We start from the raw sequence: 24,610 nt of genomic DNA on the forward strand, positions 1-24,610 counted from the left end.
CTCATCCCAGAACCGGCGCGAATCCGAACGTGGTGACCAGTTCCGGATCGCCGAACGCGGTGATCCGGACGATCGACTCCTTCGTCGTGGTGAGCACCGCGACGCCGAAAGCCCGGTATACGCAATCGGATTGCCGGTGATAGGCGACCGCGGCGAGCTGCCCGTTCGCCGGCGCGGGGAACATCAGCCACTCGCCGGGCGTGCCGAGGACCTGTCCGGCCAGATAGGCGGCACACGTCCGCTTGCCCGCGAACCAGGTGGCCGACGGCGGCATCTCCAGTACGGCGTCGCGATGCAGCAGACGTTCGATGGCGGCCGGATCGGCGCGGCGGAACGCGGTCATGTACTCCTCGAGCAGCCCGCGCTGCCCCGGCTCGCTCGGCGGCACCGCCTGCTCGGCGGCCACGGCGACCTCCGCGAGCCGGGCCCGGGCGCGCTGCAACGCGCTCTTCACCGCCGCGGTGCTGGTATCGAGCACGCCGGCGACGTCCGCCGCGGGCATACCGAGCACGTCACGCAGCAGCAGCACCGCGCGCTGCCTGCCGTTCAGGTGCTGCAGGCACGCGATGAGCGCCAGACGCAGGCTGTCACGGGCCACCACCACACCGGCCGGGTCCGGTGCGACCAAGGCGTCCGGCATCGGCTGCAGCCACCGGACATCCGCGGGGGCAGCCACGGGCGGGGCCGAAGGGTCCGCGCCCGGGGCGCCGAGACCCGACGGCAGCACGCGCCGCCCATGGTGCTCGAGCGCGGTCAGGCACACGTTCGTGGCGATGCGATACAGCCAGGTCCGCACCGAGGAGCGGCCCTCGAAGGCGCCGAAGGAACGCCAAGCGCGCAGGTAGGTCTCCTGCACCGAGTCTTCGGCGTCGTGCGGCGAGCCGAGCATGCGGTAACAATGCGCGAGCAATTCCCGGCGATACGGCTGGGTGCGGCGGGTGAATTCGGCGTCGGGCAGCGCGCTGGTCGAGGTCATCCGCAGGTCCTTTCCCGGTCCACGGGGCGTGAGCCGTCGCAGATAAGACCGGACGGGACGTGAAAAAGAATCGCTTCTCGCGATTCCTTCGAGCCGGCGCGGAAGTCCGCATTACGGGGATCACCGTGATTCCCGCAACGACCGAGGAGACTTCCGATGCAACTCGACGACACCGTGCGCATCCTGATCGACGGCCCCCACGCCGCCGTCCTTGCCACCGCCAACGCGGACGGTCGCCCGCAGTCGTCGGTGATCTTCGTCGACCACGACGGCGACACCCTGGTGTTCAGCACGATCGAAGGGCGGCTGAAGACCCGCAACATGCGGCGCGATCCGCGGGTGAGCCTGCTGGTGCTCAGCCGAGCCGACGGCCGGTACGCGGAAGTGCGTGGCCGGGCCGAGATCACCGACGACCCGGACAAGACGCTGCTCATCGCGATGTACGCGAAATACATGGGCGGGGCGACTCCCCCACCGGAGCCGCAGGCGCGACGGTTGATCGTGCGGATCGTGCCGGAGCGCGTGTACGTCTTCCCGCCCGCCTGAATCGCCACTGGGAAGGCGCGATTCGGCCGCTAGACTCTCCGATCGACTGGGAAGGGGGCCGCATGGACGCGGTTATCAAGGAGGTCGCCGAGGAGGGCAAGCGGCTGATCGACCGGGCCTGGCTCGGCGAACTCAGCCGCGACCAGGCGGTGCACATGTTCGTCCAGGTCGGCGACGGGATGGTGCGCTACGAGACGGCGCTGACCATCATCGATGACGGTGTGCAACGCCTGTCCGCCAACGCCAGGCGGCTGCGGATCCTCCGCTGGTGCGCGGTGCTGGAGGTTCCGGTGTTCGCCGCGTTCGCCGTGCTGGCGGTGCTGGTCGGGGATCTCACCACCGCCGGGCTTTCGGTGCTGTTCCTGCTGGTCCTGCAGATCATCCACCGCACGATGCTTCCGCATCCAACGGTCGTTCCCCGCCCGCCCCATCGGTAGCGGACCGGCCTGTCGCGGCTCCCGCCCGCGCCGGGCGCGGTGATTAAGGTGCGTTCTATGGCTCGCACGACCGACGCCCCCGGCGCACATCCGCACGAACCGCACGGCAACGGGTTCGCGTCCAAGCTCAACTGGTTGCGCGCCGGGGTGCTCGGCGCGAACGACGGCATCGTGTCGACGGCGGGACTGGTGGTCGGCGTGGCAGCGGCGACAACCGACACGCCCGCGTTGTTCGCCGCGGGCATCGCTGGGCTGTCGGCGGGGGCGATCTCGATGGCGGTGGGCGAATACGTGTCGGTCAGCACCCAGCGCGACTCGGAGCGGGCCTTGCTGGCGAAGGAACGCAGGGAACTGCGCGACGAGCCGGACTACGAACTGGCCGAGCTCGCGGCGATCTACCAGGCCAAGGGATTGACGCCGGAAACGGCACGCAAGGTGGCCGAGGAACTCACCGCGCACGACGCGTTCACCGCGCACGCGGAGGCCGAGTTGGGCCTGAATCCCGCGGAGTTGACCAATCCCTGGCAGGCGGCATTCTCCTCGGCGGCCGCCTTCACGCTCGGCGCGCTGCTGCCGTTGCTGGCCATCCTGCTGCCGCCGGTCACCGCGCGCATTCCGGTGACGTTCGCGGCCGTGCTCGCCGCGCTCGCGCTCACCGGATCGGTCAGCGCCCGGTTGGGCGGAAGCCCTCGGGGCCGGGCCGTGGTGCGGGTGGTGGTCGGCGGCGCGCTGGCCATGGCCGTCACCTACGGCATCGGGCAGCTCACCGACGTGATCGGAATCTGACGGGTCGATCTCGGAACACGACGATGCCGGGCGGAGGCTGTCGGCCTTCGCCCGGCACGGTCGATCGGTGCGCGGTCAGCGCTTGAACGCGTCCCGTAGTTTGCCCGCGGCGCGCTTGACGTTGCCGAGGGTCTGGTCACGCCGCCCCTCGGCCTCCAGCCGGGAGTTGCCGGTCGCTTTGCCGAGGAATTTCTTCATGCTGCCTCTGGTCGCTTGCACCTGGTGCGCGAGGCGATCTTCGAACTTCATGAGCGATTCCTAGTAATACCAGCGACGGCCACCCACCGGGCGGCCCACCGAGCCGGCCACCAGCAGCACGAGCCCGATGATCAGCACGATGATGCCCGCGGTGGTCAGCAGCGGAATCGAGAGCAGCCAGCCCAGGACCAAGAGGATGAGGCCGAGAATGATCATTGTCGTATTCCTTTTCTTCTCAACTATTTCGCGGTCACGGGTTTCGAGGTCGGCACCGTCGCGCCGCGATCGGTCCGGGCAGTACCGGAACCGGGTGCGCGCAGCCACCGCCGCCAGGCCGGCTCCTGGGGAGCCCGCGCTGCGGGTGCGGAAGTGTCTGCCGCCAGATCACGCCGTACCGCCGCCATCTCGCGACGGGACTGCGCGAGTTCACGACGCGCGACCATGCCACGGCGGGTGACCCGCCACGCGCCGGACAGCACGAGGGCTAGTCCGATCATCCCGATCGCACCGAGCACGACGCCGTAACCGAACAGCGCTCCGGTGGAGCCGTGGAAGTGATAGTCGAATACCGAGAAATCGCTCGTCAGTTGCTGAGCGGGGCCGGTGTTGCCCACTACGGCGGCAACTCCGATAATCACGGCCGCGATCAAGGCGACGAGCCCGATGATGATGATCATGGCAATCCCTGTTGCGTCGATTCGTTTGACAACTCCGCTATTCCCGGGGTCCCCGCGATCAAACGGGACAAAAAGGAAAGTTTGAGCGAGTGGAATCCGTCAATGCGATTCGCATGACGTACACAGTTACATTGCACAACGTGACCCGGGAGTCCGCGTCGGCCGTGGAATCGGCGCTGCGCGGCGTCAACGGCATCGACTCCGTCGACATCGACGTGCCGTCCGAACGCGCGATCGTGAACTCGACGACGCTGACCTACGGCGAGGTGCTCGACGCGATCCGGCAGACCGGAGCCGCCGCCTCCTGATCGGCTCGGTACGCCGCGTGGCCATCCGGCCGCGCGGAGACCGGAACCCGCGCGCAGCCCCGCGCCGACGACCGGCGGACAGCGGGATACCGAGCGGCAGTGCGGGATGATGACGACCGGGACCGACGCCACGAGGCATGCCCAGCGATCCGGCAGCGCCCTCGCGCGCTGCACCGCCGCGCACGCGGACGCCGGGTCGCCGACCGCCGACGAGCCGGCCGGACTGCTGTTCTACCTGCTGTTCGTCTGGTACGAAGTGCTCGCCGACCTGATCGCCGGTGCGGTGCTCACCTTGCTCGGCCGTCCGGACCAGCGGCAGACGTGGCACGCGCTGCCCGACAAGCGATCCGCCGTGGACGAACTGCCGCGTTACCTGTCTCCGCAGGTGCTGGCCGGGCCGCGCTTCGCGACCACCGCCGTCACCTTCGGCGGCACGACGATTCCCGCGGGACAGACGGTGCCGCTCTGCCTGGCCTCGGCCAACCACGACCCCGAGGTCTTCCCTCGGCCGGGCGAACCGGACCTCACGCGCAACCCCGGCGCACAGCTCGCCCTCGGCCACGGCGTGCACGCCTGCTTGGGTAACGCGCTGGTGCGCACCGTCAGCGCGGCCGCCGTCGAGCACGTCCTCACCCGATGGCCGGATTCGGCGCTCGCGGTGGACGAACGAGAGATCGGGTGGCGCTCGGGCTTTCGGCATCGGGGGCCACTCACGGTGCCGGTGGAACTCCGATGAGATGGGGCGAGCGACGATGATCGCCCCATCTGCTGCCGCTCTCGGGTACCGGGCCTCTCGTGGTCACCCACCCCTTCAGGGCGACCACACCGGCATACGCTCGCGGAGCAGGACGAGTATGATCTACGCCACATGCCCTGTCAACCACAGGAGACACGCTGATATGGGGGAGGACTCACACCCGTTCACCCGGGCGCTCAACACCCTGATCAACGGAATGCACCCGCCCGCGGGCAAAAACGGTCGGCCGCAGGAGATCACGCATCGAGCGCTGGCCGAGGACATCCACCGCACCACCGGGACGCGCCTGTCCGCCAACTACCTCTGGAAACTGCGCACCGGCCAGGCGGTGAACCCGTCCTACGAGACGCTGGAGCTGTTCCGCGGTTACTTCGGGCTCGACAGCCTGGCCCCGTTCACCGACCCGCAGCTGGCGGCGGCGCGCGGGAGCGAGCTGGCATTGATCAACGCGCTCAAGGGCAACGCCGAGCACGAGGTGCTGGAGCTCGTGCTGCGGGATGGGCTGCGACAGGGTGCGGTCCGCGCCGAGTCGGTGCTGGCGATGCTGGATATCTTGCGCCGCATCGAGAACGAGTGATCGAGCTCGGTCTGCCACCGACGGGCGACGATCTCTCCTTCACCGAGCCGGACCAGCCCACGCTGGCCGCCGAGCTGGCGTGGCTGGTCGAGGTCGCGATCCAGTTCGACACCGCGCCGCTGGTCCCCGCGACGCCGGCCGCGCTCGACACCACCGGCGACCCCTCGGCTCCGCGCTGACTCAGTATCTGCTGCTGGGCACCCGCACGCGCCGGATCGGCACCACCGTCCACCAGGTGACGCAGCGCCACCACCATTCCAGCGGTCCGTACTCGAACAGTCGCAACCACACGGCGCTGAATACCGCCTGCGCCGCGACGATCGCGACCGCCAACCCCAGAACCGTCGCGTAGTCGTCGGAGCCGGGCAGGCCCAAACGCGGTGCCGCCGACAGGATCACGGCGGTGGCGCCGACATAATTGGTCAGCGCCATGCGGCCCATCGGTCGCAACATCTCCGCGAGCACCTGACCGGGCTCGATGCGCAGCAACAGCAGCAGCCCGGTGACGTAGGCCAGCGCGCCCAGCAGGCCGGCCACGGCCATGGCGGGGGTGGACCACAGCTCCAGATACGGTGTGCGGTACTCCCAGCGCCCTGCCGCGATCGCGGCGGGCAGGGCGAGGGCGAAGACCGCACCGATCTGCCAACCCCGCTCATCGAGGCTGTCCACGATTCCGGCGCGTGCGGTGGCCAGGCCGAGTAGGAAAAGCCCTGGCGCCAAAGCCAGTCCGCCGCCCAAGGCGAGCGCGACGCCGAAGGTGCCTGCCAGGCCCGCCAGGAACACCGCCCAGGTGGGCAGCGCCGAAGAAGGCAACAGGATCACCAATCCGGCCAGCGCGTACGGCAGCAACGCCTCACCCGGCTGGAACTGCTGGTGCACCAAGCCGATCAGCCCGAGCGCCAGCAACCGGCGGACCAGCACCAGCCGCGGGCGCTCGCCCCGCTGCGCGGCGCCCTCCAGCAGCAGCGCGAAGCCGATCCCGAACAGAAACGCGAATATCGGGAAGAACCGTCCCTCGAAGAGCACCGACAGCACGTGGCGGACCGGGAACACCGCACCCGATCCGTCCGTGGCAGGCATGTCGGTGATCCGCCAGATGTTCACCACCAGGATCCCGCACAGCGCGAAACCACGGACCGCGTCCAGTTCCTGGATACGGGGTGGACGCGCGTCGTAGTGCATGAATCTCACGGTAACCAGCGGCATGCCCGGAGCCGGTATCTCGTGGCGAGATGTCGCACACATTACTTAACGCACTAACTATTCATACGCTAACTTCGACTGTGGACAAGGAGGGCCGATGGTGACCGAGATCGACGATCCGCTGCGTTTGGACCGGCAGGTGTGCTTCGCGCTGGCCGTAGCCAATCGAGCGGTACTGGCCGTCTACCGTCCGCTGCTGGAGCCGCTCGGGCTCACCCACCCGCAGTATCTGGTGATGCTCGCGCTGTGGGGCGAAGCGCCGATGTCGGTCAAGGCCATCGCCGAGGCGATCCAGCTCGACTCCCCCACACTGTCCCCACTGCTCAAGCGCCTGGAAGCCGCCGGGCTGATCAGCCGCCAGCGCGACAGCCGGGACGAGCGCAACCTCGTGGTGAATCTGACCGAGGCCGGGGCCGCACTGCGCGCGCGGGCCGAGCGGATCCCGCCGGCCGTCGTGCAACGCCTGGGCGTCACCCTCGCCGACCTCGAGCAGTTGCGCGACGTCCTCACCCGCGTGAACGAGGCGGCCCGCCGGTCGGCGCCCGCCGAGCCCGACGCCCCGATCCCGTCCCGAGGAGCCCGGTCATGACCCGAGAGCGACGGCGGCCCGGTCCCCTCCAGTGGATCGGCTACGCCTTCGGACGCCGCCTGCCCGATTCCATGCGGGAGTGGGTGCGCGACGATCTGACCGGCAGGTTCGCCGCCACCCGGCATGTCCTGCGCGGGATGGTGCCGTTCACCCCGCTGTTCGCGGCGTTCCTGCTGTTCCCCGGCGAGCTGTGGCTGCGCGGCGCGATGATCCTGCTGGCGCTGCTACTGGCCCTGTTCTACACGGTCGCGTACATGCCGATGAACCGGGCGCACCGGCTCGCGAAACACGGGTTGCCGGTGGATCTGGAGAATTCGCGACAAGCGGAGCGCCGAGCGCGGGAACGCGCCAGATACACGGCCCAGCACCCGCGCTGACCGGCGGTGACCCCGGCGGCGGTGCGCCCCCGGACACCGTTCCCGCGCGGTGGCCGTACCGGAGGATAGAGACCGTTCCGGGCCGGAGAACCCCAACTCGCGGCAGCGGCGACAGCTCATCGGAACCACCGTGCAACCGGTGCGGGACAGTAGGTCCACTGGGTTCCGACGCTGCTGCTGCGACCCGGCCAGGATCCCAACCGCCGAACGCATGTGGATTGATCGGTCGTCGTCGCCGCGTTCCCGCTGTCAAGGGCTGGCGGCGAGACCGACGAAGGCCGCGAACACAGCCAGGTGGACGCCGCCCTGCAGCAGCGTCGCCCGTCCCGGAACGATGGTGAGCCCTCCCACCACGACGGTCAGCGCCAACAGCACCATCTGGGTCGCGCCGAGGCCGAGCACCAGAGGACCGTCCAGCCAGATGCTCGCCACCGCGATCGCCGGGATGGTGAGGCCGATGCTCGCCATGGCCGAACCCAGCGCCAGATTGAGCCCGATCTGCACTTGGTCGCGGCGCGCCGCCCGGACCGCGGCGATCGTCTCGGGCAGCAGCACCAGCAGAGCGATCACCACTCCGACGGCCGATTGCGGCAGCCCCGCCGACTCGACCGCCGACTCGACGGCGGGCGAGACCACCTTCGCCAGCCCCACCACGCAGATCAGGGCGACCAGCAGCAGGGCGAGGGCGCCCAGCGCGGCACGCCCGCTGGGCGCCGCGGCGTGCTCGTCGCCGGTGACGACGCCGTCCGCCTCGACCGGCAGGAAGTCGTCCGGATGACGTACCGTCTGCACCATCACGAACAACCCGTACAGCGCGAGCGAGGCCACGGCCGCGAAAGCCAGCTGGGCGGGCGAGAACTCCGGACCGGGCTTGCTCGTGGTGAAGGTCGGCAGCACGAGACTGAGCGTGGCCAGCGTCGCGACGGTGGCCAGCGCCGCGCCGGTGCCTTCCGCGTTGAACACCGCCACGCGCCTGCGTAGGGCCCCCACCAGCAGGCAGAGCCCGAAGATGCCGTTGCAGGTGATCATCGCGGCGGCGAAGACCGTGTCGCGGGCCAGGCTCGCGGTCTTGTCACCGCCCTGGGTCATCAACGTGAGGATGAGCGCCACCTCGATCACGGTCACCGCGACGGCGAGCACCAGCGAGCCGAACGGCTCGCCGACGCGCAGCGCGACCACCTCCGCGTGGTGGACGGCGGACAGCACCGCCCCGACCAACGCCACCACCACGACCGTCACCGCGACACCGGGCAGACTTCGGCCCCAGGTGGCCGCAAGGGCGGCAACGGCGAGCAATGGTACGAGCACGGTCCAGCGGGTGATCAACAGACGGAGCATGCCCACCATGGTCCCAGCAAATTGTTCGCATCCCGCTCAGGTGACCAACGTCCCCGCACCGAGCCGGGCTCAGTCGTCCAGATCGATGCGCAAGGTGAGCAGGTCGGTACCGACGAGCCGGACGGCCGCACTGTTCGCACGCGGCAGCGCCGACAGGCGGGCACGCGCGTCGTCCTCGGGCAGCAGGTGCGCGGTGCCCGTATGCCAGCGTCCGTGCAGCCGCAGCCGGACCCGGTTGTCGGCCTTGATGTTCCGGACATACTGGGAACGCTCACCGAACTCGGAGACCAGCCAGAATTCCTGCCCGACCTGCCGTCCGCCGATCGGGGTGAGCCGGGGCTGCCCGCTGACCCGGCCGGTGGTCTCCAGGAGGGTCTGCCCGGGAAGTGTGCTGAGGATCGGATTGCCTACCCGGCGCTGGAACGCCGTCACCACCCGATGCTGGATATCGCGCAAGTTCGGCATGCCGCGACGGTAACACCGGTCGAGGCCGTCGGCAGGCTTCGCCGCGGCCACGATTCGGGCGCTGAACAGGGCGGGTGCGACGGTACGGAGCGGCCGGAGCGGCGGCAGGCATCGCGGCGCAAACAGGCGCCCAGCGCAACGCGCAGGACCGACCCTTCGCCCCATCGCACGGGACCACGGAGGGCACGCGGTGGGCAATCGAGCGAGTTGTCCTGCATGCCAATCTGTTTGTGATGCGGGACACAAATCGATGGTGCAGCAATATCTCTCCGTCGTCCTGTGGAGCCCGCCCGGCGACCGACAAGGTTCACCCGCGCGCGGCAACCACCGTCGCCGTCGGTGCACGACCGCGCTTACGGAGCACGAAAAAGGGCTGGGACCTGCGCCTTCCACTCGACCACCACACGCGGCGAGCGCGGTTGTCCGGTGCGGCAAGCGTCGGCGGGCCGGCCGAGGCGATGTCGTTACCGATGAACATCCGGCGAGGAATCGACCACGCCCCTGTCGATAGGTGAGAATTCGGCGGTGCGCACCCAGTTCACTGCCGAGCTCATCGCGTTGACGAATGATCTGACGCTGATGTGCACGCTCGCCCATGACGCCGTCGAACGTGTCACCGACGCGCTCGTCGCCGCCGACCTCACCGCGACCTACGAAGCCTTCGCGCTCGACGAACAACTGCAGAAGATGTACGGCGCGTGCGAGGCGCGCACCGTGGTGCTGCTGGCATTGCAGGCGCCGGTAGCCCGCGACCTGCGGCACGTGGTGACCGCGATCCAGATCGCCGGGGAACTGTCGCGCATCGGCTGGCTGGTCAGCCGGATCGCCGACAAGGTGTACCAGAGTCATCCCGGGCACGCGGCCCAGCCGCCCCTGCTGGACATCCTCGCCGCGATGGGTGAGCTGGCAGCCGAGCGCACGGCGTTGGCCGGGCGCGCGGTCGCGGGTCACCAACCGCTGCCCGAGGAGGAGACACCCGCCGGACGCCCGATGGAAACACTGCACCAGCAGTTGCATTCGGCGCTGCGCGACTCCGTCTCCCGGCCGTCCACCGAGGTGGCGATCGATATCGCCCTGCTGGGCCACCATTGGGAGCGCTGTGTCGACCACACCGCACGCATCGAGCGGCTCATCCGGTTCCTCGACACCGGAGTTCCCCCGACCGCCCAGCAAACCGACGACGAGTAGGTCGCGTCCTACAGTGGAATCGTGCTGTTCGACCCGGCGGCGGGGGCACTGATCTCGGACGGTGGATTGGCCACCGAGCTGGAGGCGCGCGGTCACGACCTGTCCGGAGCGCTGTGGTCGGCACGTCTGCTCTTGGACCGGCCCGCCGCCATCCAGGCCGTGCACGAGGCCTACTTCCGCGCGGGCGCCGACATCGCCACCACCGCCACCTATCAAGCTTCGTACGAGGGTTTCGCCGCGCGCGGACTGACCAGGGCGGAGTCCGCGCGGCTGTGGCGGCGCGGCGTGGCGCTGGCTCGTGCGGCGCGCGACGCCTGCGCCGACGAACGGCGCCGATGGGTCGCCGCCTCGATCGGCCCCTACGGCGCCGCGTGCGCCGACGGATCGGAATACCGTGGCCGGTACGGGCGCACCGTGGCCGAACTGCGGACCTGGCATCGGCCGCGCATCGAGGTGCTCGCGGAGGCGGGCGCCGACCTGCTGGCCCTGGAGACCGTGCCCGATATCGACGAGGCCGAGGCGCTGGTGGACTTGGTGAACGACATCGGTGTGCCCGCGTGGCTCAGCTACACCATCGACGGCAGCCGCACGCGTGCCGGACAACCGCTCGCCGACGCGTTCGCGGTGGCCGCCTGCTCGGACGCGATCGTCGCGATCGGCGTGAACTGCTGCGCGCCCGCCGATGTCGCGGCCGCGGTCGAACTGGCCGCCGATACCGGCAAACTCGTGATCGCCTACCCCAACAGCGGCGAAGACTGGGATGCGGCGCGCCACCGGTGGACCGGCCCCGCGCAGTTCGCCCCGCGGCAGGCGCGGGACTGGCTCGCGCGTGGCGCGCGGATCATCGGCGGATGCTGCCGTGTGGGCCCCGCGCAGATCGCCCGGCTCGCACGAGAAGTCCGAGGAACTGCGACCTGCGACGACCCTCTCGCTGGTTCAGCCGACCCCGGAACGCCTGGCTGAACGCCCGGCGGCGACCGCGCCCGTCTTCGGGACGTGCCCCCATCGCCGGGCGCCGTCGCCGTCGGCCGGGCGGATCACGTCTCCTCGAGCATGGGGAAACGACCCGAACCGAGCAGCCCGGCGATCGCGTCCATCTTCGCCTGCGGCGCGGCGTAGTCCGGATGGGCGCGCAGCACCGAGGCCGCGTCGTGCAACCGGATCATCTGCCGTTCGGCCTCGGCGGCGGTGCGCCCGCCCGCGCTGACCGGATGGCGGGCGTACACCGGACGGCCGCGGTCGATCCGTCCCAGCGCGAGCGCTGTGTCCACCCGGCGTGCGCAGCGGCAGAACGCCGCCGGATCGACCAGGCCGCAGGTGGCGTTCAGGAAGTTGCCGAGCCGTTTCTTGGCACGCTGCAAGCGCTTTCGGTAGGCGGCGGGGGTGATGTCGAGGATCCAGGCTGCCTCGGTGGAACTCAGCTCGAACACGTCACCGAGCACGAAGGCGATCCGTTCGTCGCGGGCCAGGCACTGCAACATGCCTTGACTGCAGGTGAGCCGCACCTCGGCGGTCAGCAGCACGGCTTCCGGGCCGCGATGGTCCGCTTCCGACAATCCGTCGGCAAGTCCCTCCCGGAAGGCGTCCAAGCTCAGGTGCGCCGCCTCCTGCGGGCTCTGGCGCCGCAGGTTCAGCAGGTGATTGACGCCGATGCGATAAGCCCAGGTGAGCAGCCGGGCCTCGGCGCGCCAGGTGTGCAGATGGTCGAGGACGCGCACCATGATCTCCTGCGTCGCGTCCTCGGCCTCCGCGGGCCGCCCGACCATGCGCAGGGCCAGCCGATACAGCGGGTCCTGCAGCAAGCGCACGACCTGGACGACGGCGTCCTCGTCGCCCGCGACCGCGCGAGCGACCACGGCCCGTTCCTGCGCCGAGACTCCGTCGTGCTCCGTGCTCATCCGGCCATCATTCGGCCTGCGCCGCGCTCGGCGCAAGCACTGCCGGGTCACACCGCGGCCGGGGTCACGGGCGCACGGGAGCCACGGCCTGGGCGTGCCGGTCGAGCCACTCGGCCACCGCCCGGCCGATCTCGTCCGGCCGGTCCTCCGGCGCGTGGTGCCCTGCGGGCCCGATCGGCGCGACCTCGGCGCTCGCGAAGGTTTTCGCGGCCCACTCGATCACTTCCGCCGAACCGAGCCCGACACCGTTCTCCAGCGCCATCAGCAGCTTGGGTACTTCGGGAGTCGCGGCCGCCCACGCGCCGTAGCGGCGCACCAGGGCGACCACGTCGGCAGGCTCGCCGTCGAGCGGGAACTCGCGCGGCCACACCAGCAACGGCTTGCGCGACGCCGGTGTGGGGTACGGCGCCCGGTACACGTCGTGATCCTCGAGCGCCAGATCGGCGACGCCCTTCGGCAGGTTGAACTCGATGAACATGTTCTCCTCCAGGATCATCCGCTCCCCTTCCGCGGAGCGGAACTTCCGGAACAGCTCGGCCCCCAGCGGCGGCAACTCGTCATAGCGCATCGGTCGCAGGAACGTTTCGATCAGTGCGATGCCGCGCACGCGGCCGGGATGCCGCGCGGCCCAGTCCATGGCCAGCGCGCCGCCCCAGTCGTGCCCGACCAGCACCACCTGGTCCAGCCCGAGGGCGTCGAACCAGGCGTCCAGGTAGGCGGCGTGATCGGCGAGACGGTAGCCGATGTCGGGCTTGCCCGACTCGCCCATCCCGATCAGGTCCGGGGCCAGCACTCTGGTCCGGTCGGCCACGTGCGGGATCACCTTGCGCCACAGATGCGACGAGGTCGGATTGCCGTGCAGGAACACCACCGGGGTGTCCCCGGCGCCGGTGTCGCGGTAGTGGATGAAGGAATCGAGAACGTCGACGGTGGGCATGATGTGGTCCTTTCGGGTCCGGCTCTTTCGCCTGCACCCGTTTGGACACACGGATCCGCCCGCCTGTGACCGACCCCGGAGTGACCCTGGTCACATCCGTGCCGATCGACCTCGGCGGGGTTCGTCAGCAATGGGAAATCCGTACTCATGCAGTAGATATATGGTCGAAACTGAAGATAGGCTGAGAACCTTTTCGAACCCCCAGAACGAACTTGCCAATCCAACCGATATTTATCTACTGTCTTGATACGTAGAACCAAGCGTGATCGGAGACGGGGCGGAAGCGTGCCGGCACCAACCGGATAGTGACTTCCCCGCGCACCGGCACCCGCCGGAGCCCATCACCCCGATCATCACGAGTGAGTCCGGAGCAAGCGCGGCTCGACACCTCGGGACCTCCCCCTCATCAGCCCCGTGGTGTCGTCCCAGTGCGGTCTTCGGAGTGGACAACCTATCCGCACAACCGCGCGGCTCCTGAGGACTCCTCGTGATAACCGCCCCCGAATCGGCGCCGGCACGGCGATTCGGGGGCGGGCCCATTCTTCGGTCCGGTCACGTCGGCGCACGGCCGGTTATCGCCCAGCTGTGCCGAATCTCATACGCGCCATTCGGTTGTGCGAACCCCGCCACTGGATACTTTGACGCCGGTTACAGTTTCAAGTGGATTCGGCGTTAGGAAGTTCGATGAAGTCCACAGCGCAGCGGCTGGCCCTGCTCGGCATCATGGTCGCGACTTCCGTCGGACTGATCTCCTGTTCCTCGGTACGGCCCAGCGAGTCGACCGCTGCGGGCTGCGGGACGGGCGGCCGGGTCTGCGCCGACGCGCCCGCCCCGATTCCCGCGCGCGACGCCCTCGCCCTGTTGAACGCCCTGCGCGTGGCGGAGCGCGCGCCCAAAACGGGTTACAGCCGAGACGAATTCGGGCCGCCCTGGTCGGACAACGTCGCGGTGCCCGGCGGCAACAACGGCTGCGACACGCGCAACGACATCCTCCAGCGCGACCTGACCGACGTGACTTTCAAGTCGGGCAAGTGCATAGTCGCGACCGGAACGCTCGCCGACCCCTACACCGGCAAGACCATCGACTTCAAACGGGGCACGAAGTCCTCCGACGACGTCCAGATCGATCACGTCGTCGCGCTCTCGGACGCCTGGCAGAAAGGCGCGCAGAAACTTTCCGCCGAGCGCCGCCGCGATCTGGCCAACGACCCGCTCAACCTGCAGGCCGTCGACGGCCCGACCAACCAGTCCAAGAGCGACTCCGACGCGGCCGAATGGCTACCGCCGAGCAAGGGCTACCACTGCGCCTACCTGACCAGGCAGATCCAGGTGAAGACGGCCTACCAGCTCTGGGTCACCCCGGCCGAGAAGGACGCCATGGCGCGGGTCCTGAGCGCCTGCCCCTGAGCCTCAAGGACATTCGATCACCACCTTCCCGAACGGATCCCCGGTGCGGAAATACCGGTAGGCCGATTCGGCTTCCTCGAACGGGAACACACGGTCGACGACCGGACGCGTCCGATGGGCGGCGATCGCTCGATTCATCGCCTCGAAATCCGTTCGGCTGCCCACCGCGATACGGCGAATAGACAGATACGACGATCCGAACGGATTGCCCATGGGCACATCACCGGCGGGCGTCGCGCCGATCATCGTGATCCGCGCGTTGTACGCGCCCGACCGCACGGATTTCGCGAGCGTCGGCATGCCCACCGCGTCGAGGACGTGGTCCACGCCGTCGCCGCCGGTGCGGTCCAGCACGGCGAGTTCCCAGTCCGGGGTCCGGCTCCGATCGATCACCTCGTCGGCTCCGAGCGCGCGCAGCCGCTCGGCTTTGCGCGCATTCGAGGTGATCGAGATGATCCGAGCTCCGTACATTCTCGCGTGCCCAACCCCGAACAGCGCCACCGATCCGCTGCCGACGGTCAAGACGGTCTCGCCCGGGCGCACCGGCAGCGGCGTGCTCAGCGCGGCCCACGCCACCACCCCGGCGCAGGTCAACGTCGCGGCTTCCGTGTCCGAGAGGTGGCTCGGCACATGCACCACCGAATCCTCCTCCAGCACAGCGTAAGTGGCGAGCATGCCGGGATAGGTCGCGCCGTACTGCTCGACGACGTGGGCCTGACGCTGCGGGCCGTCCACCCATCGGACGAAGTAGGTGGCGGTCACCCGGTCGCCCACCGCGGCGCGCGTCACAGCGCCACCCACGGCGATCACCTCGCCGACGCCGTCGCTGAGAGGTACGACGCCGGGGATGGCGGGCAACGGGTACGTCCCGTCCATCAGCATCAGATCGCGACGATTCAGCGACGCGGCGCGCACCCGGATCACCACCTGCCGTGGGCCGGGTTCGGGTAGCTGCTGCGGCGCGGCGGTCAGCCCGTCCGCCCCCAGATGGTAGGCGACGGCCTGCATCAGGCGACGCCGATGTACTGGTGATCCCACCGGATCCGGCCCTCGTCATCGAGCGCGACCACGTCGTATCCACCGCCCACCACGGCCCCGTCGGCCTTCGTCACCATGTGCCAGCGCAGGCCGATCAGATTCACCGAGAGGAACACCGCAGGCCCCCCGGTGACGAACACGTGCTCGCCAGGGGCGACGAACTCGTCGTACGCGCGGTCGACGCGCCGGTCCAATGCTTCGTAACCGCGGATCTCCACGGCCGGGATGGGGAAGGACAGTCGCGCCAGCGCCTCTCGCATCGCCTGCGGGGGATCCACCAGCACCTGCGCCCCATCCTCGGCCCACAGCTGCCGGATCCGCTGGCGCCTCGCTTCGGCATCGGATTCGTTCCACAGCGCGATGTACCGTTCGGCGAATCGCGAAAGTTCCCGCTCATCGAGTTCCTTGCTCATGCGGCGAAGTCTTGCCGCCGATCGGCGCCTGTGCGATTCCCCGCGAGGTATGGCGGGCCCGCCGCTCAACGCCCGATACTGCTGCTATGACGACGGCGGCCCAGTCCACCGGGTTCGCCCGGCAGCTCAAGCACTGGCGCACGCTGCGCCGGGTCAGTCAGCTCGACCTCGCGATCCGCGCCGACACCACGCAACGTCATCTCAGCTTCCTGGAGCAGGGCCGCTCGCGCCCCGGACGCACCATGGTGGTGCGGCTGGCCGAATCGCTGGAGCTGTCACTGCGCGAGCGCAACGGATTGCTGCTCGCCGCGGGTTACGCGCCCATCTTTCCCGAATCGGAGCTGGACACAGTCGAATTGGCGCCGATCCTGGAAGCGTTGCGCGCCATTCTGGACGGCCATCTGCCCTACCCGGCGCTGGTGGTCCGGCCCTATGGCATCCTCCTCGCCGCCAACGCCGCCTTCGACGTGCTCACCGAGGGCGCAGCCCCGTGGCTGCTGGAACCGCCGGTGAACGTGCTGCGGCTCGCGCTGCACCCGGACGGCTTGGCGGCCCGCGTGCGCAACCTGCCGGAATGGGGAAGGCACGTCACCGAGGCGCTGCGCAACCGGATGGCCCGCAGTCCCGATCCCGTCCTGGACGAGCTGATCGAGGAACTGGAGACCTATCTGCCGCCTGCCGAACCGGGGCCGGGCCATCTCGGTTTCGCGGTGCCGCTGCGCCTGCGCTGCGCCGAAGGGGAACTGCGTCTGATCACCACGCTCACTTCGTTCGCCACGGCGGTGGACGTCACGCTCGCCGAATTGCAACTGGAGGCGTTCCTGCCCGGCGACGAACAGACCGCGCAGATCCTGCGCGACCGCGCCGCGCGACGCTGAACGAGGCTCCCCGCCGCAGCGACCAGCCGGTGAAGCGAAGCGCGACGTGCGGGCGAGCCGGCGGTCAGGCCGCCGCACCAGGAATTGTGCCGATCCGGCGGCTCGCCCGTTGCGATCCCGCCGCCGAATCGCCACTCACTCCGGAAGGTCGGTCCCGCAGTCCGCCCTGCGGGACCTCACGATCGACTCACACCGACGCGAGTTCGTGCTCGGCCGGGGCATCCCAATCGATCCGGTAGCGCTGCTCGGGTCCCATGGTCTTCTCCGGCTTCATCACGGTCTTGGCCATGAGCGGCATGAGCAATTGCATGACCTTGCGTCCCACCGGCCCCGGCGTCTTGCTGTGGTTGATCTTCGCCGCGCGGGCCGCGACACCTTCCACACGCTCGCGCCGCAACCGTTCGTAGATCGCGAACGCCTCCGGAGCGGGCAGATCACGCAAGCAGCGCGCCAGTTGCACGGCGCTCTCGATCGCCAGCGACGCACCCTGGCCGGAGCTGTTGGACGGGGCATGCACCGCGTCGCCTACCAGCACCATCCGCCCGCGATGCCAGCGCGGCACCGGCGGCATGATGTGCAGCGCACCGACCACCTCCAGCTGATCCTCGGTGGTCCGACGAGCGAGTTCGCCGCCAGGGGTGTCGTCGCCGTAGGTCTCGCGCAGGATCCGCAGCCACTGCGCGCTCGGCACCGCCCGTGCCGCGGTGAGCGACAGATACTCCTTGTGCGGCAGGTTCGCTCCCCACGCCACCCTCCCGTCGCCGAGCGGCCAGTACAGGTAGTACGCCCGCTTGCCGAACGCGAAGGTCATGGTGTCGGCCGGGAGGTCGGCGTCGCACTCGGTGGTCGCGCCGAAGCCGAGCATGCCGGTGTAGCCGGGGCCGGGCGCGGCCGGGTCGATCAGAGTGCGCACTCGCGAGCGGATGCCGTCCGCGCCGATCAGCACGTCGGCGGTGGCCGTGCTGCCGTCGGCGAACCGGGCGGTGCTGCCCGACTCGTCCTCGTGCACGTCGACCAGGCGTTTCTCGTACTCGAACGGCACCCCCGCGGCGATCGCGTGCCGGTGCAGCACCTGGTGCAACTCGCTGCGATCGACCAATTGCAGCGGCGGCACATCGGAGAGGCCGGGCAGGTCGAGAATCTTGTCTCCGACGGCCATCCGCATCTTCGTCACCGGCAGCGCGATGGCGCGAACCGGGTCGCCCGCCCCGATGATATCGAGCGCGGCGATCCCGTTGGGCGCGAGGGCGAGTCCGCTGCCGATGCCGTAGGAAGGGCCGGGATAGGCCTCGTAGACGCGGGCGTCGATGCCCGCTTTGCGCAGGGCCGTCGCGACGACGGGTCCGGCTATGCCGCCACCGATCACCAGGGCGGTACGTGTTGTGGGCATGGGTGTCTCCAGGATTCGTGCGATACGGATTTCGGTTCCCGGACCGACGCACGCGCCACCCACCCGGTTATCCTGTGGTTGCCAGCCTTGTAGCCGGGTGCGCGTTCGCGGGCGCGGTTCGAGACTGTTCGATCGGCCCCGGCGGCGGTGTTGCCGCACCTCGCCGGGTCCGGTTCTCGGCTAGTTCTCGGCCATCCCCCTCTCCACCAGCTCGGCGACCTCGGACGGCAGCGCACCGCGCTCGTGCCATGCACGCCATTGCGCCAGTCCGGGGAAGGTGCCCTCGGTCAGCTCCTCGCGCAGCGAACGCGTCCACGCCGCTTCGGCTTCCAGCATCGCCAGCCCGAACTCGGACTCGACGATGAACAGCCGCGGCAGCGCGCCGGCGAGTTCGCCGAGTTCGCGGCGCACGGCACCGATGGTCCGCTCCAGCGCTTCGATGCGGCTGCCGAGCAGTTCGATCACCTCGGCGGGCGGAAGCACCGCGAGAATGGACAGGCCCGCGACGAACCGGTGATGTTCCGGTTCCGGAGTCGACAGCAGCTCCCTGGTCCAATCGGCCATCTCGGCGCGGCCCGCGTCGGTGATCCGGTAGATCACCCGCTCCGGCCGCGCGCCGGCGCGCTCACTGCCCACCACCTCGAGGAAGCCGACTTTGGCCATGTTCTGCACGACGGTGTAGAGCGAACCCCATTTGATCGCCATGTCGTGGTCTTTGCCACGATCGCGCAGAGTCTGCGCGATCTCGTACCGGTGCATCGGGCGTTCGACGATCACCGACAGCACCGCGAGCGCCAGCAGGTTGTCGACCTTGCGTTTCTTCATCGCGGCACCTCCTTACTCGCGTACGAATATACGTCTACGAGTAAGGCGGCGCAAGCACTGTCACGCGGGCACCGTCTCCTGCTCTCTTGCCTGGTCTTCCAGCAACTTCGTGGCGATGTTGGTGAGCGCCTGGTCCAGCAGCGCGCGATCGGCGGGATCGGCCTCGCTCCAGTCGTCGAGCCTGCTGTCGAGCCAGCGCCGCCAAGCCGCCTTGATCCGGTCCATCTCGGCGGCGCCGGAGTCGGTGAGCCGCAGCCGCCGCCCCTCGCGCATCAGATACCCCTCCGCGCCCACCTGGTCGTAGATCGGCTCGATGACCTCTTCGGGGAGCCGGTGTTCCCTGGCTATCTCCGCCAGCGTGGCATGACCACGCACCCGGTCGCGCAGATACACCTGGCCGAGAGCCCAGGCCTCGCCGCGAGTGAGGTCGCTGTTCGCGTCCGCGAGGATGCGTGCGCCGATCGGGTCCTCCGCCCCCGCTCTGCGCATGGTTCCCGCGATGGCCCGTTCCAGTTGCACCAGCCGGTCGGGCGAATCCGGCACCGAGAACCCCTCGCCCACATCACCCGCGCCCGCGCGGGCACTGTCGCGCAGCGGCACCTCGGGCAGGAACCACGCGATCACGAATCCGGCCAGTGCGACCGGAACGACCCACAAGAACACGTGATCGATCGAGTTCGCGTACGCATCGATGATGGGAGCCGACTGTTCGGCGGGCAGTGCGCGCAACGACTGCGGATCCGCCGCGACCGCGGGCGGCACACGCGCACCGGCCAGGGCCGTGGCGAGCGCCGGGCCGATCTCGTTGCTGTACAGGGTGCCGAAGATCGCCGTGCCGAAGGCGCTGCCGAGCGTGCGGAAGAAGGTGACGCCCGAGGTCGCGGTGCCCAATTGGGCATAGGGCACGGTGTTCTGCACGACGATGGTGAGCACCTGCATGGCCAGTCCGATACCCAGGCCCAGGATCAGCATGTACAGCGACTCCAGCCAAGCGCCGGTGGTGCGGCCCATCGTCGACATCAGATACAGGCCGAGCGCCATGACCAGCGTGCCCGCGATCGGGAAGTACCGGTAGCGCCCGGTCTTGCCGACCACCTGCCCGGACAGGATCGAGGTGGCGAACAAACCGGCTACTAGCGGCAGCGTGCGCACCCCCGACATGGTCGCCGAGACCCCGTCGACGTATTGCAGATACGCGGGCAGGTAGGTCATCGAGCCGAGCATCGCGAAGCCGACGATGAAACTGAGGACGGAGCACACCGTGAACACCCGGCTGCGGAACAACCCCATCGGCAGCATCGGTTCGGCGGCCCGTAACTCCACCGCGACGAAGGTGGCGAGCAGGAACACCGCCGCGGCGAACAGCCCGACGATCGTCGGCGACCCCCACGCGTATTGCTGACCGCCCCATTCCAGGCCCAGGATCAGGCAGGAGACGCCCAGCGCCACCAGCCCGATTCCGGCGTAGTCGATGATCGGCTTGGCCGCTGCCCGCACCCGCGGGATGGTCCGCGCCGCCAGCGCGATCATGACCACGGCGACCGGGACGTTGACGTAGAAGCACCAACGCCAGCTGGCGTGGTCGGTGAACAGACCGCCCAGCGTCGGGCCGATCACGGTGGTCACCCCGAACACCGCGCCCAGCGCGCCCTGATACTTGCCGCGCTGCCGCAGCGGAATGATGTCGGCGATCAGCGCCATCGAGGTGACCATCAGCCCGCCCGCCCCGAAACCTTGGACGCCGCGGGCGAGCACCAGCAGCAGCATGCCGTTGGCCAGCCCCGCGACCATCGAGCCGACGATGAAGATCACGGCACTGACCTGGAACACCAGCTTGCGGCCGAACAGGTCGCCGAGCTTGCCCGCCAGCGCCGTCGCCACCGCCTCGGCGAGCAGGTACGAGGTGACCACCCAGGCCATGTGCCCCGCACCGCCGAGGTCGGCGACGATGGTGGGCAGCGCGGTGGACACGATGGTCTGGTCCAGCGCCGCCATCAGCATGCCGAGCACGATGGTGCCGAACACGATATCGGTCTTGGCCCTGCCCATCGGGGCAACAGGGTCCGTAGCGACAGCAACCGAACCGGCCATCAGCCCAGTATGGGACTTCGCCGCTTCGATGGATATCCAGCGACACGACAGCGAATCCGCTGCCCGCGGGCGGCTAGCTCTTCCCCGGCCGCTCGACGAGCGACATGGCGATCGGGACCAGCAGGTCGACGAGTTCGGCGACCGTCGGACGCGGGTCGGCGAGCACCCACTCGTGCGCCAGGCCGTTGATCGCGCCGATCAAGGCGCTGGCGCCCCATCCGGGCGCGCCCCGCACTCGCGAACCGGGGGCCACGACCGGCACCACATGCGTTTCCAGCACGGACGCCCACGCGTGCCTGCGTTCGCGACGATGCCGCTCCATCCGGTCGCTCACCCCGACCACTTCGATGAACGCGACCTTGGCACGGTAGGGATCGGAACCGATCGACGCGAGGTAAGCCGCTACCACGGCGGTCATCGCGGCGGGCAGGTCGAATCGAGGGTCGAGGTCCCCGAGCCGCGCCAGCACGGCGGCGGCGGCCTCGTCCTGGATCCGGTCGTAGGCCGCGACCAGCACGTCCTCTCTGGCCTGGAACTCTTCGTAGAACTGCCGCTTGGACAAGCCCGCGGCGGCGCACACGTCGGCCAGCGAGCAATTCGCGTAGCCGCGCTCGGCGAAGATCCGGGTGGCCGCGTCGAGGAACCGCTGACGCCGCTCGGCTTTCCGCTCCACGACGGCACGCCCGCCGTATTGCCTGCCCACTGTCGCCGTCATACCTCTCACCGTAGCGAAATCGCGGCGACCGGGAACCACCCGTCGGGCCGAGATTTCCGGACATTCGTTCTTGTGATCCGCGCCGGTACACCGCATACTCGTGGCCAGTCTGAAACCGATGGGGCTCACATATGCGGCTCACCGAACGAAGAGGTTCTCGCGTGGTCATCTCCCTTAAGCACGCACCGAAGTTGCTCGCGGCGCTCGCCGCGGTGGCCGTGGGGCTACCCCTCCTCGCTGCGGGCCCCGCGGCCGCGGAGCCGGCGCCGGACGATCCGGTGGTCCAGCCCGCACCACCGTTCCCCGTTCCGCCGCTGCCACCAGGTTTCGATCCGGCGTTCTATCGCCCCGCCGTGGCGACCTACGCCGACCTCGCCCCCGGCCAGATCATCGCCGCACGCCAGGTCAACCTGGCCAACCTGTCGCTGATCCCGGTGAATGTCGACGCCTGGCAACTGTCCTACCGCTCCACCAATTCCCGCGGCGAGGCCATCCCCGCGGTGGCGACGGTGATCAAGCCACGCGGCTACGTCGCCGACCGGCCGCTGTTCTCGTACCAGATCGCCGAGGACTCGACCGGCAACTACTGCATGCCGTCGTATCAGCTGCAGATGGGTTCCATCCCGGCGGCCTTGACCGGCTCGACCCTGGTGGCCGCGCAGTTCCTCGAGGTGCAAGCGGCGCTGGCCCAAGGTTGGGCAGCGGTAATCCCCGATCACCAGGGCCCCGACTCGGCCTATGCCGCGGGCCCTTTGGCCGGGCGTATCACGCTGGACGGCATTCGCGCCGCCGAGAACTTCGCGCCGATGCAACTGTCCGGGACCGCGACCAGGGTAGGGATGATGGGCTACTCCGGCGGGGCGATCGCCACCGGCTGGGCCGCCGAACTGAAGCGCGACTACGCGCCCGAGCTGAACGTGGTCGGCACCGCGGAGGGCGGCATCCCCGCCGATCTGTCGGCCGCGTTGCGGATGGCCAACGGCAACCTGTCGGCCGGGCTCATCTTCGCGGGCGCGCTCGGCGTCTCGCGTGAGTATCCCGAACTGCGCAGATTCCTCGACGACAACGCGAACGGCCTGGGCAGACTCATGATCGCGGGCAAGGAACAGCTCTGCGCGAGCTACCAGGCCGCGCTGTTCCCGTTCGCGGACAACCTGGGGATGCTGGCGAAGAACCCGTTCACCGATCCTGTCGTCGTCGACGTACTGAACAAGACGAAGCTGGGCCGAGCGGTGCCGGACATGCCGATGCTGATGTACCAAGCCAACGCCGACTGGTTGATCCCCGTCGGACCGGTCGACGAGCTCGTCGGCGCCTACGCGCAGGACCCGGGCGCGCGGGTCGAGTACATCCGCGACCATTTCAGCGAGCACCTCACCCTCGACCCGATCGCGGCGCCGCGCGCGCTGCTGTGGCTGAAGGACCGGTTCGCGGGCGTGCCGGTGGCCGCGGGCGTCACCATCACCGATGTCGGCTCGATGACGCTGGACCCCGCGACGTGGCAGGTATGGGGCGAGACGGTGGGCGTGGTGCTCGCCGCAGCCTTCCAGCAACCCATCGGCAGCGGCCGCTGATCGAACCCGCCCAGAGCTCGTGTCGCGGTCGTCTTCCGCGACACGAGCTCTCGCGTCTGAGACGATCGGTGGCGACATCTTCCCCCGTAACTTACTCCAGAGTAAGGTTGACGCATGGCGTGGAAACCAGCTGAGATCCCGGACCAGACGGGACGCACCTTTGTCATCACCGGCGCGAACGGCGGTCTGGGCGCCGTCACCACGAAAGTCCTGGCGGCCAAGGGCGCGACCGTGATCATGGCCTGCCGCAACACGGTCAAGGCGAAAGAGGTCGCGAGCGGCATCGACGGCGACGTCCGCGTGGCCGAACTCGACCTCGCGGACCTGGCCTCGATCCGCAAGTTCGCCGACGACAGCGACGGATTCGACGTCCTGATCAACAACGCGGGCCTGATGAACATACCGTTCTCGCGCACCAAGGACGGTTTCGAAACCCAGTGGGGAGTCAATCACCTCGGACACTTCGCGCTCACCGGCCTGCTGCTGGACCGCATCGGCGATCGGGTGGTGACTCTCTCCAGCATCGCCCACAAGCAGACCCCGAAGCTCTGGATCGACGACCTCGACTACGAAAAGCGCCGCTACCAGCGCAATCTCGCCTACGCGCAGGCCAAGTTGTGCAATCTGATGTTCGCTCGCGAACTGCAGCGCAGGCTGCGCGAGTCCGGCTCGGCGAAGCGTTCCTACGGCGTGCACCCTGGTGTCTCGGCCACCGACCTCTTCGCCCACACCGAGACGCCGCTCGATTACGTCGCCAAGCCGTTCATCCGCCTGATCGGGCACTCGCCCGCCAAGGCCGCGCACTCGACGCTGTTCGCCGCGACCATGCCCGATGCCGACCCCGAGACCTACTGGGGCCCGACCCGGCTGTTCGGCAGCCAGGGACCGGTGAAACCCTCGTCGTCCACCCGCCTGTCGCAGAACAAAGACCTGTGGCAGCGGCTGTGGGCGGAGTCCGAGCGCAAGACCGGCGTCACCTACTCGTTCAGCGCCGGACGAACGCCCGCGCAGTAACAGGCCGG

General features: G+C 69.1%; 30 protein-coding genes. 15 read left to right on the forward strand and 15 right to left on the reverse strand.

The window, feature by feature from the left end:
* Position 1 precedes the first annotated feature (1 nt).
* Entirely contained in the window at positions 2-976 is a 975-nt protein-coding gene (locus ACWEKR_RS09515) for an RNA polymerase subunit sigma-70 (protein ID WP_452354091.1), read from the reverse strand.
* 156 nt (positions 977-1,132) lie between these two features.
* Here ACWEKR_RS09515 and ACWEKR_RS09520 point away from each other — a divergent pair, with 156 nt between their 5' ends.
* The 3 genes from ACWEKR_RS09520 to ACWEKR_RS09530 all read left to right on the forward strand — a co-directional run bounded on the left by ACWEKR_RS09520 (position 1,133) and on the right by ACWEKR_RS09530 (position 2,745).
* Entirely contained in the window at positions 1,133-1,522 is a 390-nt protein-coding gene (locus ACWEKR_RS09520; RefSeq protein ID WP_195084691.1) for a PPOX class F420-dependent oxidoreductase, read from the forward strand.
* A gap of 62 nt (positions 1,523-1,584) precedes the next feature.
* Positions 1,585-1,959, forward strand: a complete 375-nt coding sequence (locus ACWEKR_RS09525; RefSeq protein WP_452354092.1) for a hypothetical protein — start codon at positions 1,585-1,587, stop codon at positions 1,957-1,959.
* Positions 1,960-2,016: 57 nt separating this feature from the next.
* Positions 2,017-2,745, forward strand: a complete 729-nt coding sequence (locus ACWEKR_RS09530; RefSeq protein ID WP_452354093.1) for a VIT1/CCC1 transporter family protein — start codon at positions 2,017-2,019, stop codon at positions 2,743-2,745.
* 75 nt (positions 2,746-2,820) lie between these two features.
* On the opposite strand, the gene ACWEKR_RS09535 is transcribed toward ACWEKR_RS09530, so the two are convergent.
* Genes ACWEKR_RS09535 through ACWEKR_RS09545 form a run of 3 tightly spaced genes read right to left on the reverse strand, consistent with a single transcriptional unit; the run spans position 2,821 to position 3,620 of the window.
* Positions 2,821-2,994, reverse strand: a complete 174-nt coding sequence (locus tag ACWEKR_RS09535; protein WP_159842626.1) for a CsbD family protein — start codon at positions 2,992-2,994, stop codon at positions 2,821-2,823.
* Positions 2,995-3,003: 9 nt separating this feature from the next.
* Positions 3,004-3,159, reverse strand: coding sequence for a DUF6131 family protein (locus ACWEKR_RS09540; RefSeq protein ID WP_169813002.1), 156 nt, complete (start codon positions 3,157-3,159; stop codon positions 3,004-3,006).
* Positions 3,160-3,182: 23 nt separating this feature from the next.
* The gene (locus ACWEKR_RS09545; RefSeq protein WP_195084688.1) at positions 3,183-3,620 is read right to left on the reverse strand and encodes an Asp23/Gls24 family envelope stress response protein; all 438 of its coding nucleotides are present in this window, start codon (positions 3,618-3,620) and stop codon (positions 3,183-3,185) included.
* 113 nt (positions 3,621-3,733) lie between these two features.
* Here ACWEKR_RS09545 and ACWEKR_RS09550 point away from each other — a divergent pair, with 113 nt between their 5' ends.
* From ACWEKR_RS09550 to ACWEKR_RS09565, 4 genes are all read left to right on the forward strand, one after another.
* Positions 3,734-3,928 (forward strand): hypothetical protein, encoded by a 195-nt coding sequence (locus tag ACWEKR_RS09550; protein ID WP_159842630.1) that lies wholly within the window; start codon positions 3,734-3,736, stop codon positions 3,926-3,928.
* A 109-nt stretch (positions 3,929-4,037) separates the two neighbouring features.
* Complete coding sequence (locus ACWEKR_RS09555) at positions 4,038-4,664, forward strand: cytochrome P450 (RefSeq protein WP_452354094.1); 627 nt, start codon at positions 4,038-4,040, stop codon at positions 4,662-4,664.
* Between the two features lie 163 nt (positions 4,665-4,827).
* A complete protein-coding gene (locus ACWEKR_RS09560; RefSeq protein WP_452354095.1) occupies positions 4,828-5,262 on the forward strand; it encodes a hypothetical protein in 435 nt (144 codons plus the stop codon).
* Positions 5,259-5,441, forward strand: a complete 183-nt coding sequence (locus tag ACWEKR_RS09565; RefSeq protein ID WP_452354096.1) for a hypothetical protein — start codon at positions 5,259-5,261, stop codon at positions 5,439-5,441. Before ACWEKR_RS09560 ends, ACWEKR_RS09565 begins: the two co-directional genes overlap by 4 nt.
* Position 5,442: 1 nt before the next feature.
* Here ACWEKR_RS09565 and ACWEKR_RS09570 read toward each other — a convergent pair whose 3' ends face one another.
* On the reverse strand, positions 5,443-6,444 hold the full coding sequence (locus tag ACWEKR_RS09570) for a DUF418 domain-containing protein (protein ID WP_452354097.1): 1,002 nt from the start codon (positions 6,442-6,444) through the stop codon (positions 5,443-5,445).
* Between the two features lie 118 nt (positions 6,445-6,562).
* Here ACWEKR_RS09570 and ACWEKR_RS09575 point away from each other — a divergent pair, with 118 nt between their 5' ends.
* Together ACWEKR_RS09575 and ACWEKR_RS09580 are read left to right on the forward strand one after the other, a co-directional pair.
* A complete protein-coding gene (locus ACWEKR_RS09575) occupies positions 6,563-7,054 on the forward strand; it encodes a MarR family winged helix-turn-helix transcriptional regulator (protein WP_452354098.1) in 492 nt (163 codons plus the stop codon).
* Entirely contained in the window at positions 7,051-7,431 is a 381-nt protein-coding gene (locus tag ACWEKR_RS09580; protein ID WP_452354099.1) for a DUF5313 family protein, read from the forward strand. The genes ACWEKR_RS09575 and ACWEKR_RS09580 overlap by 4 nt, the downstream gene beginning before the upstream one ends.
* A gap of 249 nt (positions 7,432-7,680) precedes the next feature.
* Here ACWEKR_RS09580 and ACWEKR_RS09585 read toward each other — a convergent pair whose 3' ends face one another.
* Complete coding sequence (locus ACWEKR_RS09585; RefSeq protein WP_452354100.1) at positions 7,681-8,769, reverse strand: calcium:proton antiporter; 1,089 nt, start codon at positions 8,767-8,769, stop codon at positions 7,681-7,683.
* A 69-nt stretch (positions 8,770-8,838) separates the two neighbouring features.
* Positions 8,839-9,234, reverse strand: coding sequence for a nitroreductase/quinone reductase family protein (locus ACWEKR_RS09590; protein WP_452354101.1), 396 nt, complete (start codon positions 9,232-9,234; stop codon positions 8,839-8,841).
* Between the two features lie 525 nt (positions 9,235-9,759).
* Between ACWEKR_RS09590 and ACWEKR_RS09595 the strand changes: the two genes are divergently transcribed.
* Complete coding sequence (locus tag ACWEKR_RS09595) at positions 9,760-10,422, forward strand: phosphate signaling complex PhoU family protein (protein ID WP_452354102.1); 663 nt, start codon at positions 9,760-9,762, stop codon at positions 10,420-10,422.
* Between the two features lie 48 nt (positions 10,423-10,470).
* On the forward strand, positions 10,471-11,385 hold the full coding sequence (gene mmuM, locus ACWEKR_RS09600; protein ID WP_452354126.1) for a homocysteine S-methyltransferase: 915 nt from the start codon (positions 10,471-10,473) through the stop codon (positions 11,383-11,385).
* Between the two features lie 74 nt (positions 11,386-11,459).
* On the opposite strand, the gene ACWEKR_RS09605 is transcribed toward mmuM, so the two are convergent.
* Positions 11,460-12,320 carry an RNA polymerase sigma factor gene (locus ACWEKR_RS09605; protein ID WP_452354103.1) on the reverse strand — a complete coding sequence of 287 codons (861 nt, stop codon included), beginning with the start codon at positions 12,318-12,320 and terminating at the stop codon, positions 11,460-11,462.
* 64 nt (positions 12,321-12,384) lie between these two features.
* A complete protein-coding gene (locus tag ACWEKR_RS09610) occupies positions 12,385-13,308 on the reverse strand; it encodes a haloalkane dehalogenase (RefSeq protein ID WP_452354104.1) in 924 nt (307 codons plus the stop codon).
* 633 nt (positions 13,309-13,941) lie between these two features.
* Between ACWEKR_RS09610 and ACWEKR_RS09615 the strand changes: the two genes are divergently transcribed.
* Positions 13,942-14,664, forward strand: coding sequence for an HNH endonuclease family protein (locus ACWEKR_RS09615; RefSeq protein WP_452354105.1), 723 nt, complete (start codon positions 13,942-13,944; stop codon positions 14,662-14,664).
* Between the two features lie 3 nt (positions 14,665-14,667).
* On the opposite strand, the gene ACWEKR_RS09620 is transcribed toward ACWEKR_RS09615, so the two are convergent.
* The gene (locus ACWEKR_RS09620) at positions 14,668-15,702 is read right to left on the reverse strand and encodes a zinc-dependent alcohol dehydrogenase family protein (RefSeq protein WP_452354106.1); all 1,035 of its coding nucleotides are present in this window, start codon (positions 15,700-15,702) and stop codon (positions 14,668-14,670) included.
* Complete coding sequence (locus ACWEKR_RS09625; protein WP_452354107.1) at positions 15,672-16,115, reverse strand: hypothetical protein; 444 nt, start codon at positions 16,113-16,115, stop codon at positions 15,672-15,674. The genes ACWEKR_RS09620 and ACWEKR_RS09625 overlap by 31 nt, the downstream gene beginning before the upstream one ends.
* Before the next feature lie 86 nt (positions 16,116-16,201).
* Between ACWEKR_RS09625 and ACWEKR_RS09630 the strand changes: the two genes are divergently transcribed.
* Positions 16,202-16,993, forward strand: a complete 792-nt coding sequence (locus ACWEKR_RS09630; RefSeq protein ID WP_195084675.1) for a helix-turn-helix domain-containing protein — start codon at positions 16,202-16,204, stop codon at positions 16,991-16,993.
* 187 nt (positions 16,994-17,180) lie between these two features.
* Here ACWEKR_RS09630 and ACWEKR_RS09635 read toward each other — a convergent pair whose 3' ends face one another.
* From ACWEKR_RS09635 to ACWEKR_RS09650, 4 genes are all read right to left on the reverse strand, one after another.
* Entirely contained in the window at positions 17,181-18,383 is a 1,203-nt protein-coding gene (locus ACWEKR_RS09635; RefSeq protein ID WP_452354108.1) for an FAD-dependent oxidoreductase, read from the reverse strand.
* A 180-nt stretch (positions 18,384-18,563) separates the two neighbouring features.
* Complete coding sequence (locus ACWEKR_RS09640) at positions 18,564-19,208, reverse strand: PadR family transcriptional regulator (RefSeq protein ID WP_452354109.1); 645 nt, start codon at positions 19,206-19,208, stop codon at positions 18,564-18,566.
* A gap of 60 nt (positions 19,209-19,268) precedes the next feature.
* A complete protein-coding gene (locus tag ACWEKR_RS09645) occupies positions 19,269-21,299 on the reverse strand; it encodes a DHA2 family efflux MFS transporter permease subunit (protein WP_452354110.1) in 2,031 nt (676 codons plus the stop codon).
* A gap of 73 nt (positions 21,300-21,372) precedes the next feature.
* Positions 21,373-22,014: a TetR/AcrR family transcriptional regulator gene (locus ACWEKR_RS09650; RefSeq protein WP_452354111.1), complete on the reverse strand. Its 642-nt coding sequence runs from the start codon at positions 22,012-22,014 to the stop codon at positions 21,373-21,375.
* 131 nt (positions 22,015-22,145) lie between these two features.
* On the opposite strand from ACWEKR_RS09650, the gene ACWEKR_RS09655 reads away from it, so the two are divergent.
* Together ACWEKR_RS09655 and ACWEKR_RS09660 are read left to right on the forward strand one after the other, a co-directional pair.
* Entirely contained in the window at positions 22,146-23,588 is a 1,443-nt protein-coding gene (locus tag ACWEKR_RS09655; RefSeq protein ID WP_452354112.1) for a lipase family protein, read from the forward strand.
* 114 nt (positions 23,589-23,702) lie between these two features.
* Complete coding sequence (locus ACWEKR_RS09660) at positions 23,703-24,602, forward strand: oxidoreductase (protein WP_452354113.1); 900 nt, start codon at positions 23,703-23,705, stop codon at positions 24,600-24,602.
* Positions 24,603-24,610 lie beyond the last annotated feature (8 nt).

The sequence above is a fragment of the Nocardia sp. NPDC004573 genome, assembly GCF_053602135.1.

Bases quoted from the DNA above. Each gene is read 5' to 3' on its own strand.
- ACWEKR_RS09515 (WP_452354091.1), bottom strand. From the start codon at position 976: ATGACCTCGACCAGCGCGCTGCCCGACGCCGAATTCACCCGCCGCACC.
- ACWEKR_RS09520 (WP_195084691.1), top strand. From the start codon at position 1,133: ATGCAACTCGACGACACCGTGCGCATCCTGATCGACGGCCCCCACGCC.
- ACWEKR_RS09525 (WP_452354092.1), top strand. From the start codon at position 1,585: ATGGACGCGGTTATCAAGGAGGTCGCCGAGGAGGGCAAGCGGCTGATC.
- ACWEKR_RS09530 (WP_452354093.1), top strand. From the start codon at position 2,017: ATGGCTCGCACGACCGACGCCCCCGGCGCACATCCGCACGAACCGCAC.
- ACWEKR_RS09535 (WP_159842626.1), bottom strand. From the start codon at position 2,994: ATGAAGTTCGAAGATCGCCTCGCGCACCAGGTGCAAGCGACCAGAGGC.
- ACWEKR_RS09540 (WP_169813002.1), bottom strand. From the start codon at position 3,159: ATGATCATTCTCGGCCTCATCCTCTTGGTCCTGGGCTGGCTGCTCTCG.
- ACWEKR_RS09545 (WP_195084688.1), bottom strand. From the start codon at position 3,620: ATGATCATCATCATCGGGCTCGTCGCCTTGATCGCGGCCGTGATTATC.
- ACWEKR_RS09550 (WP_159842630.1), top strand. From the start codon at position 3,734: ATGACGTACACAGTTACATTGCACAACGTGACCCGGGAGTCCGCGTCG.
- ACWEKR_RS09555 (WP_452354094.1), top strand. From the start codon at position 4,038: ATGACGACCGGGACCGACGCCACGAGGCATGCCCAGCGATCCGGCAGC.
- ACWEKR_RS09560 (WP_452354095.1), top strand. From the start codon at position 4,828: ATGGGGGAGGACTCACACCCGTTCACCCGGGCGCTCAACACCCTGATC.
- ACWEKR_RS09570 (WP_452354097.1), bottom strand. From the start codon at position 6,444: ATGCACTACGACGCGCGTCCACCCCGTATCCAGGAACTGGACGCGGTC.
- ACWEKR_RS09575 (WP_452354098.1), top strand. From the start codon at position 6,563: ATGGTGACCGAGATCGACGATCCGCTGCGTTTGGACCGGCAGGTGTGC.
- ACWEKR_RS09580 (WP_452354099.1), top strand. From the start codon at position 7,051: ATGACCCGAGAGCGACGGCGGCCCGGTCCCCTCCAGTGGATCGGCTAC.
- ACWEKR_RS09585 (WP_452354100.1), bottom strand. From the start codon at position 8,769: ATGCTCCGTCTGTTGATCACCCGCTGGACCGTGCTCGTACCATTGCTC.
- ACWEKR_RS09590 (WP_452354101.1), bottom strand. From the start codon at position 9,234: ATGCCGAACTTGCGCGATATCCAGCATCGGGTGGTGACGGCGTTCCAG.
- ACWEKR_RS09605 (WP_452354103.1), bottom strand. From the start codon at position 12,320: ATGAGCACGGAGCACGACGGAGTCTCGGCGCAGGAACGGGCCGTGGTC.
- ACWEKR_RS09615 (WP_452354105.1), top strand. From the start codon at position 13,942: ATGAAGTCCACAGCGCAGCGGCTGGCCCTGCTCGGCATCATGGTCGCG.
- ACWEKR_RS09625 (WP_452354107.1), bottom strand. From the start codon at position 16,115: ATGAGCAAGGAACTCGATGAGCGGGAACTTTCGCGATTCGCCGAACGG.
- ACWEKR_RS09630 (WP_195084675.1), top strand. From the start codon at position 16,202: ATGACGACGGCGGCCCAGTCCACCGGGTTCGCCCGGCAGCTCAAGCAC.
- ACWEKR_RS09635 (WP_452354108.1), bottom strand. From the start codon at position 18,383: ATGCCCACAACACGTACCGCCCTGGTGATCGGTGGCGGCATAGCCGGA.
- ACWEKR_RS09640 (WP_452354109.1), bottom strand. From the start codon at position 19,208: ATGAAGAAACGCAAGGTCGACAACCTGCTGGCGCTCGCGGTGCTGTCG.
- ACWEKR_RS09645 (WP_452354110.1), bottom strand. From the start codon at position 21,299: ATGGCCGGTTCGGTTGCTGTCGCTACGGACCCTGTTGCCCCGATGGGC.
- ACWEKR_RS09650 (WP_452354111.1), bottom strand. From the start codon at position 22,014: ATGACGGCGACAGTGGGCAGGCAATACGGCGGGCGTGCCGTCGTGGAG.
- ACWEKR_RS09655 (WP_452354112.1), top strand. From the start codon at position 22,146: ATGCGGCTCACCGAACGAAGAGGTTCTCGCGTGGTCATCTCCCTTAAG.
- ACWEKR_RS09660 (WP_452354113.1), top strand. From the start codon at position 23,703: ATGGCGTGGAAACCAGCTGAGATCCCGGACCAGACGGGACGCACCTTT.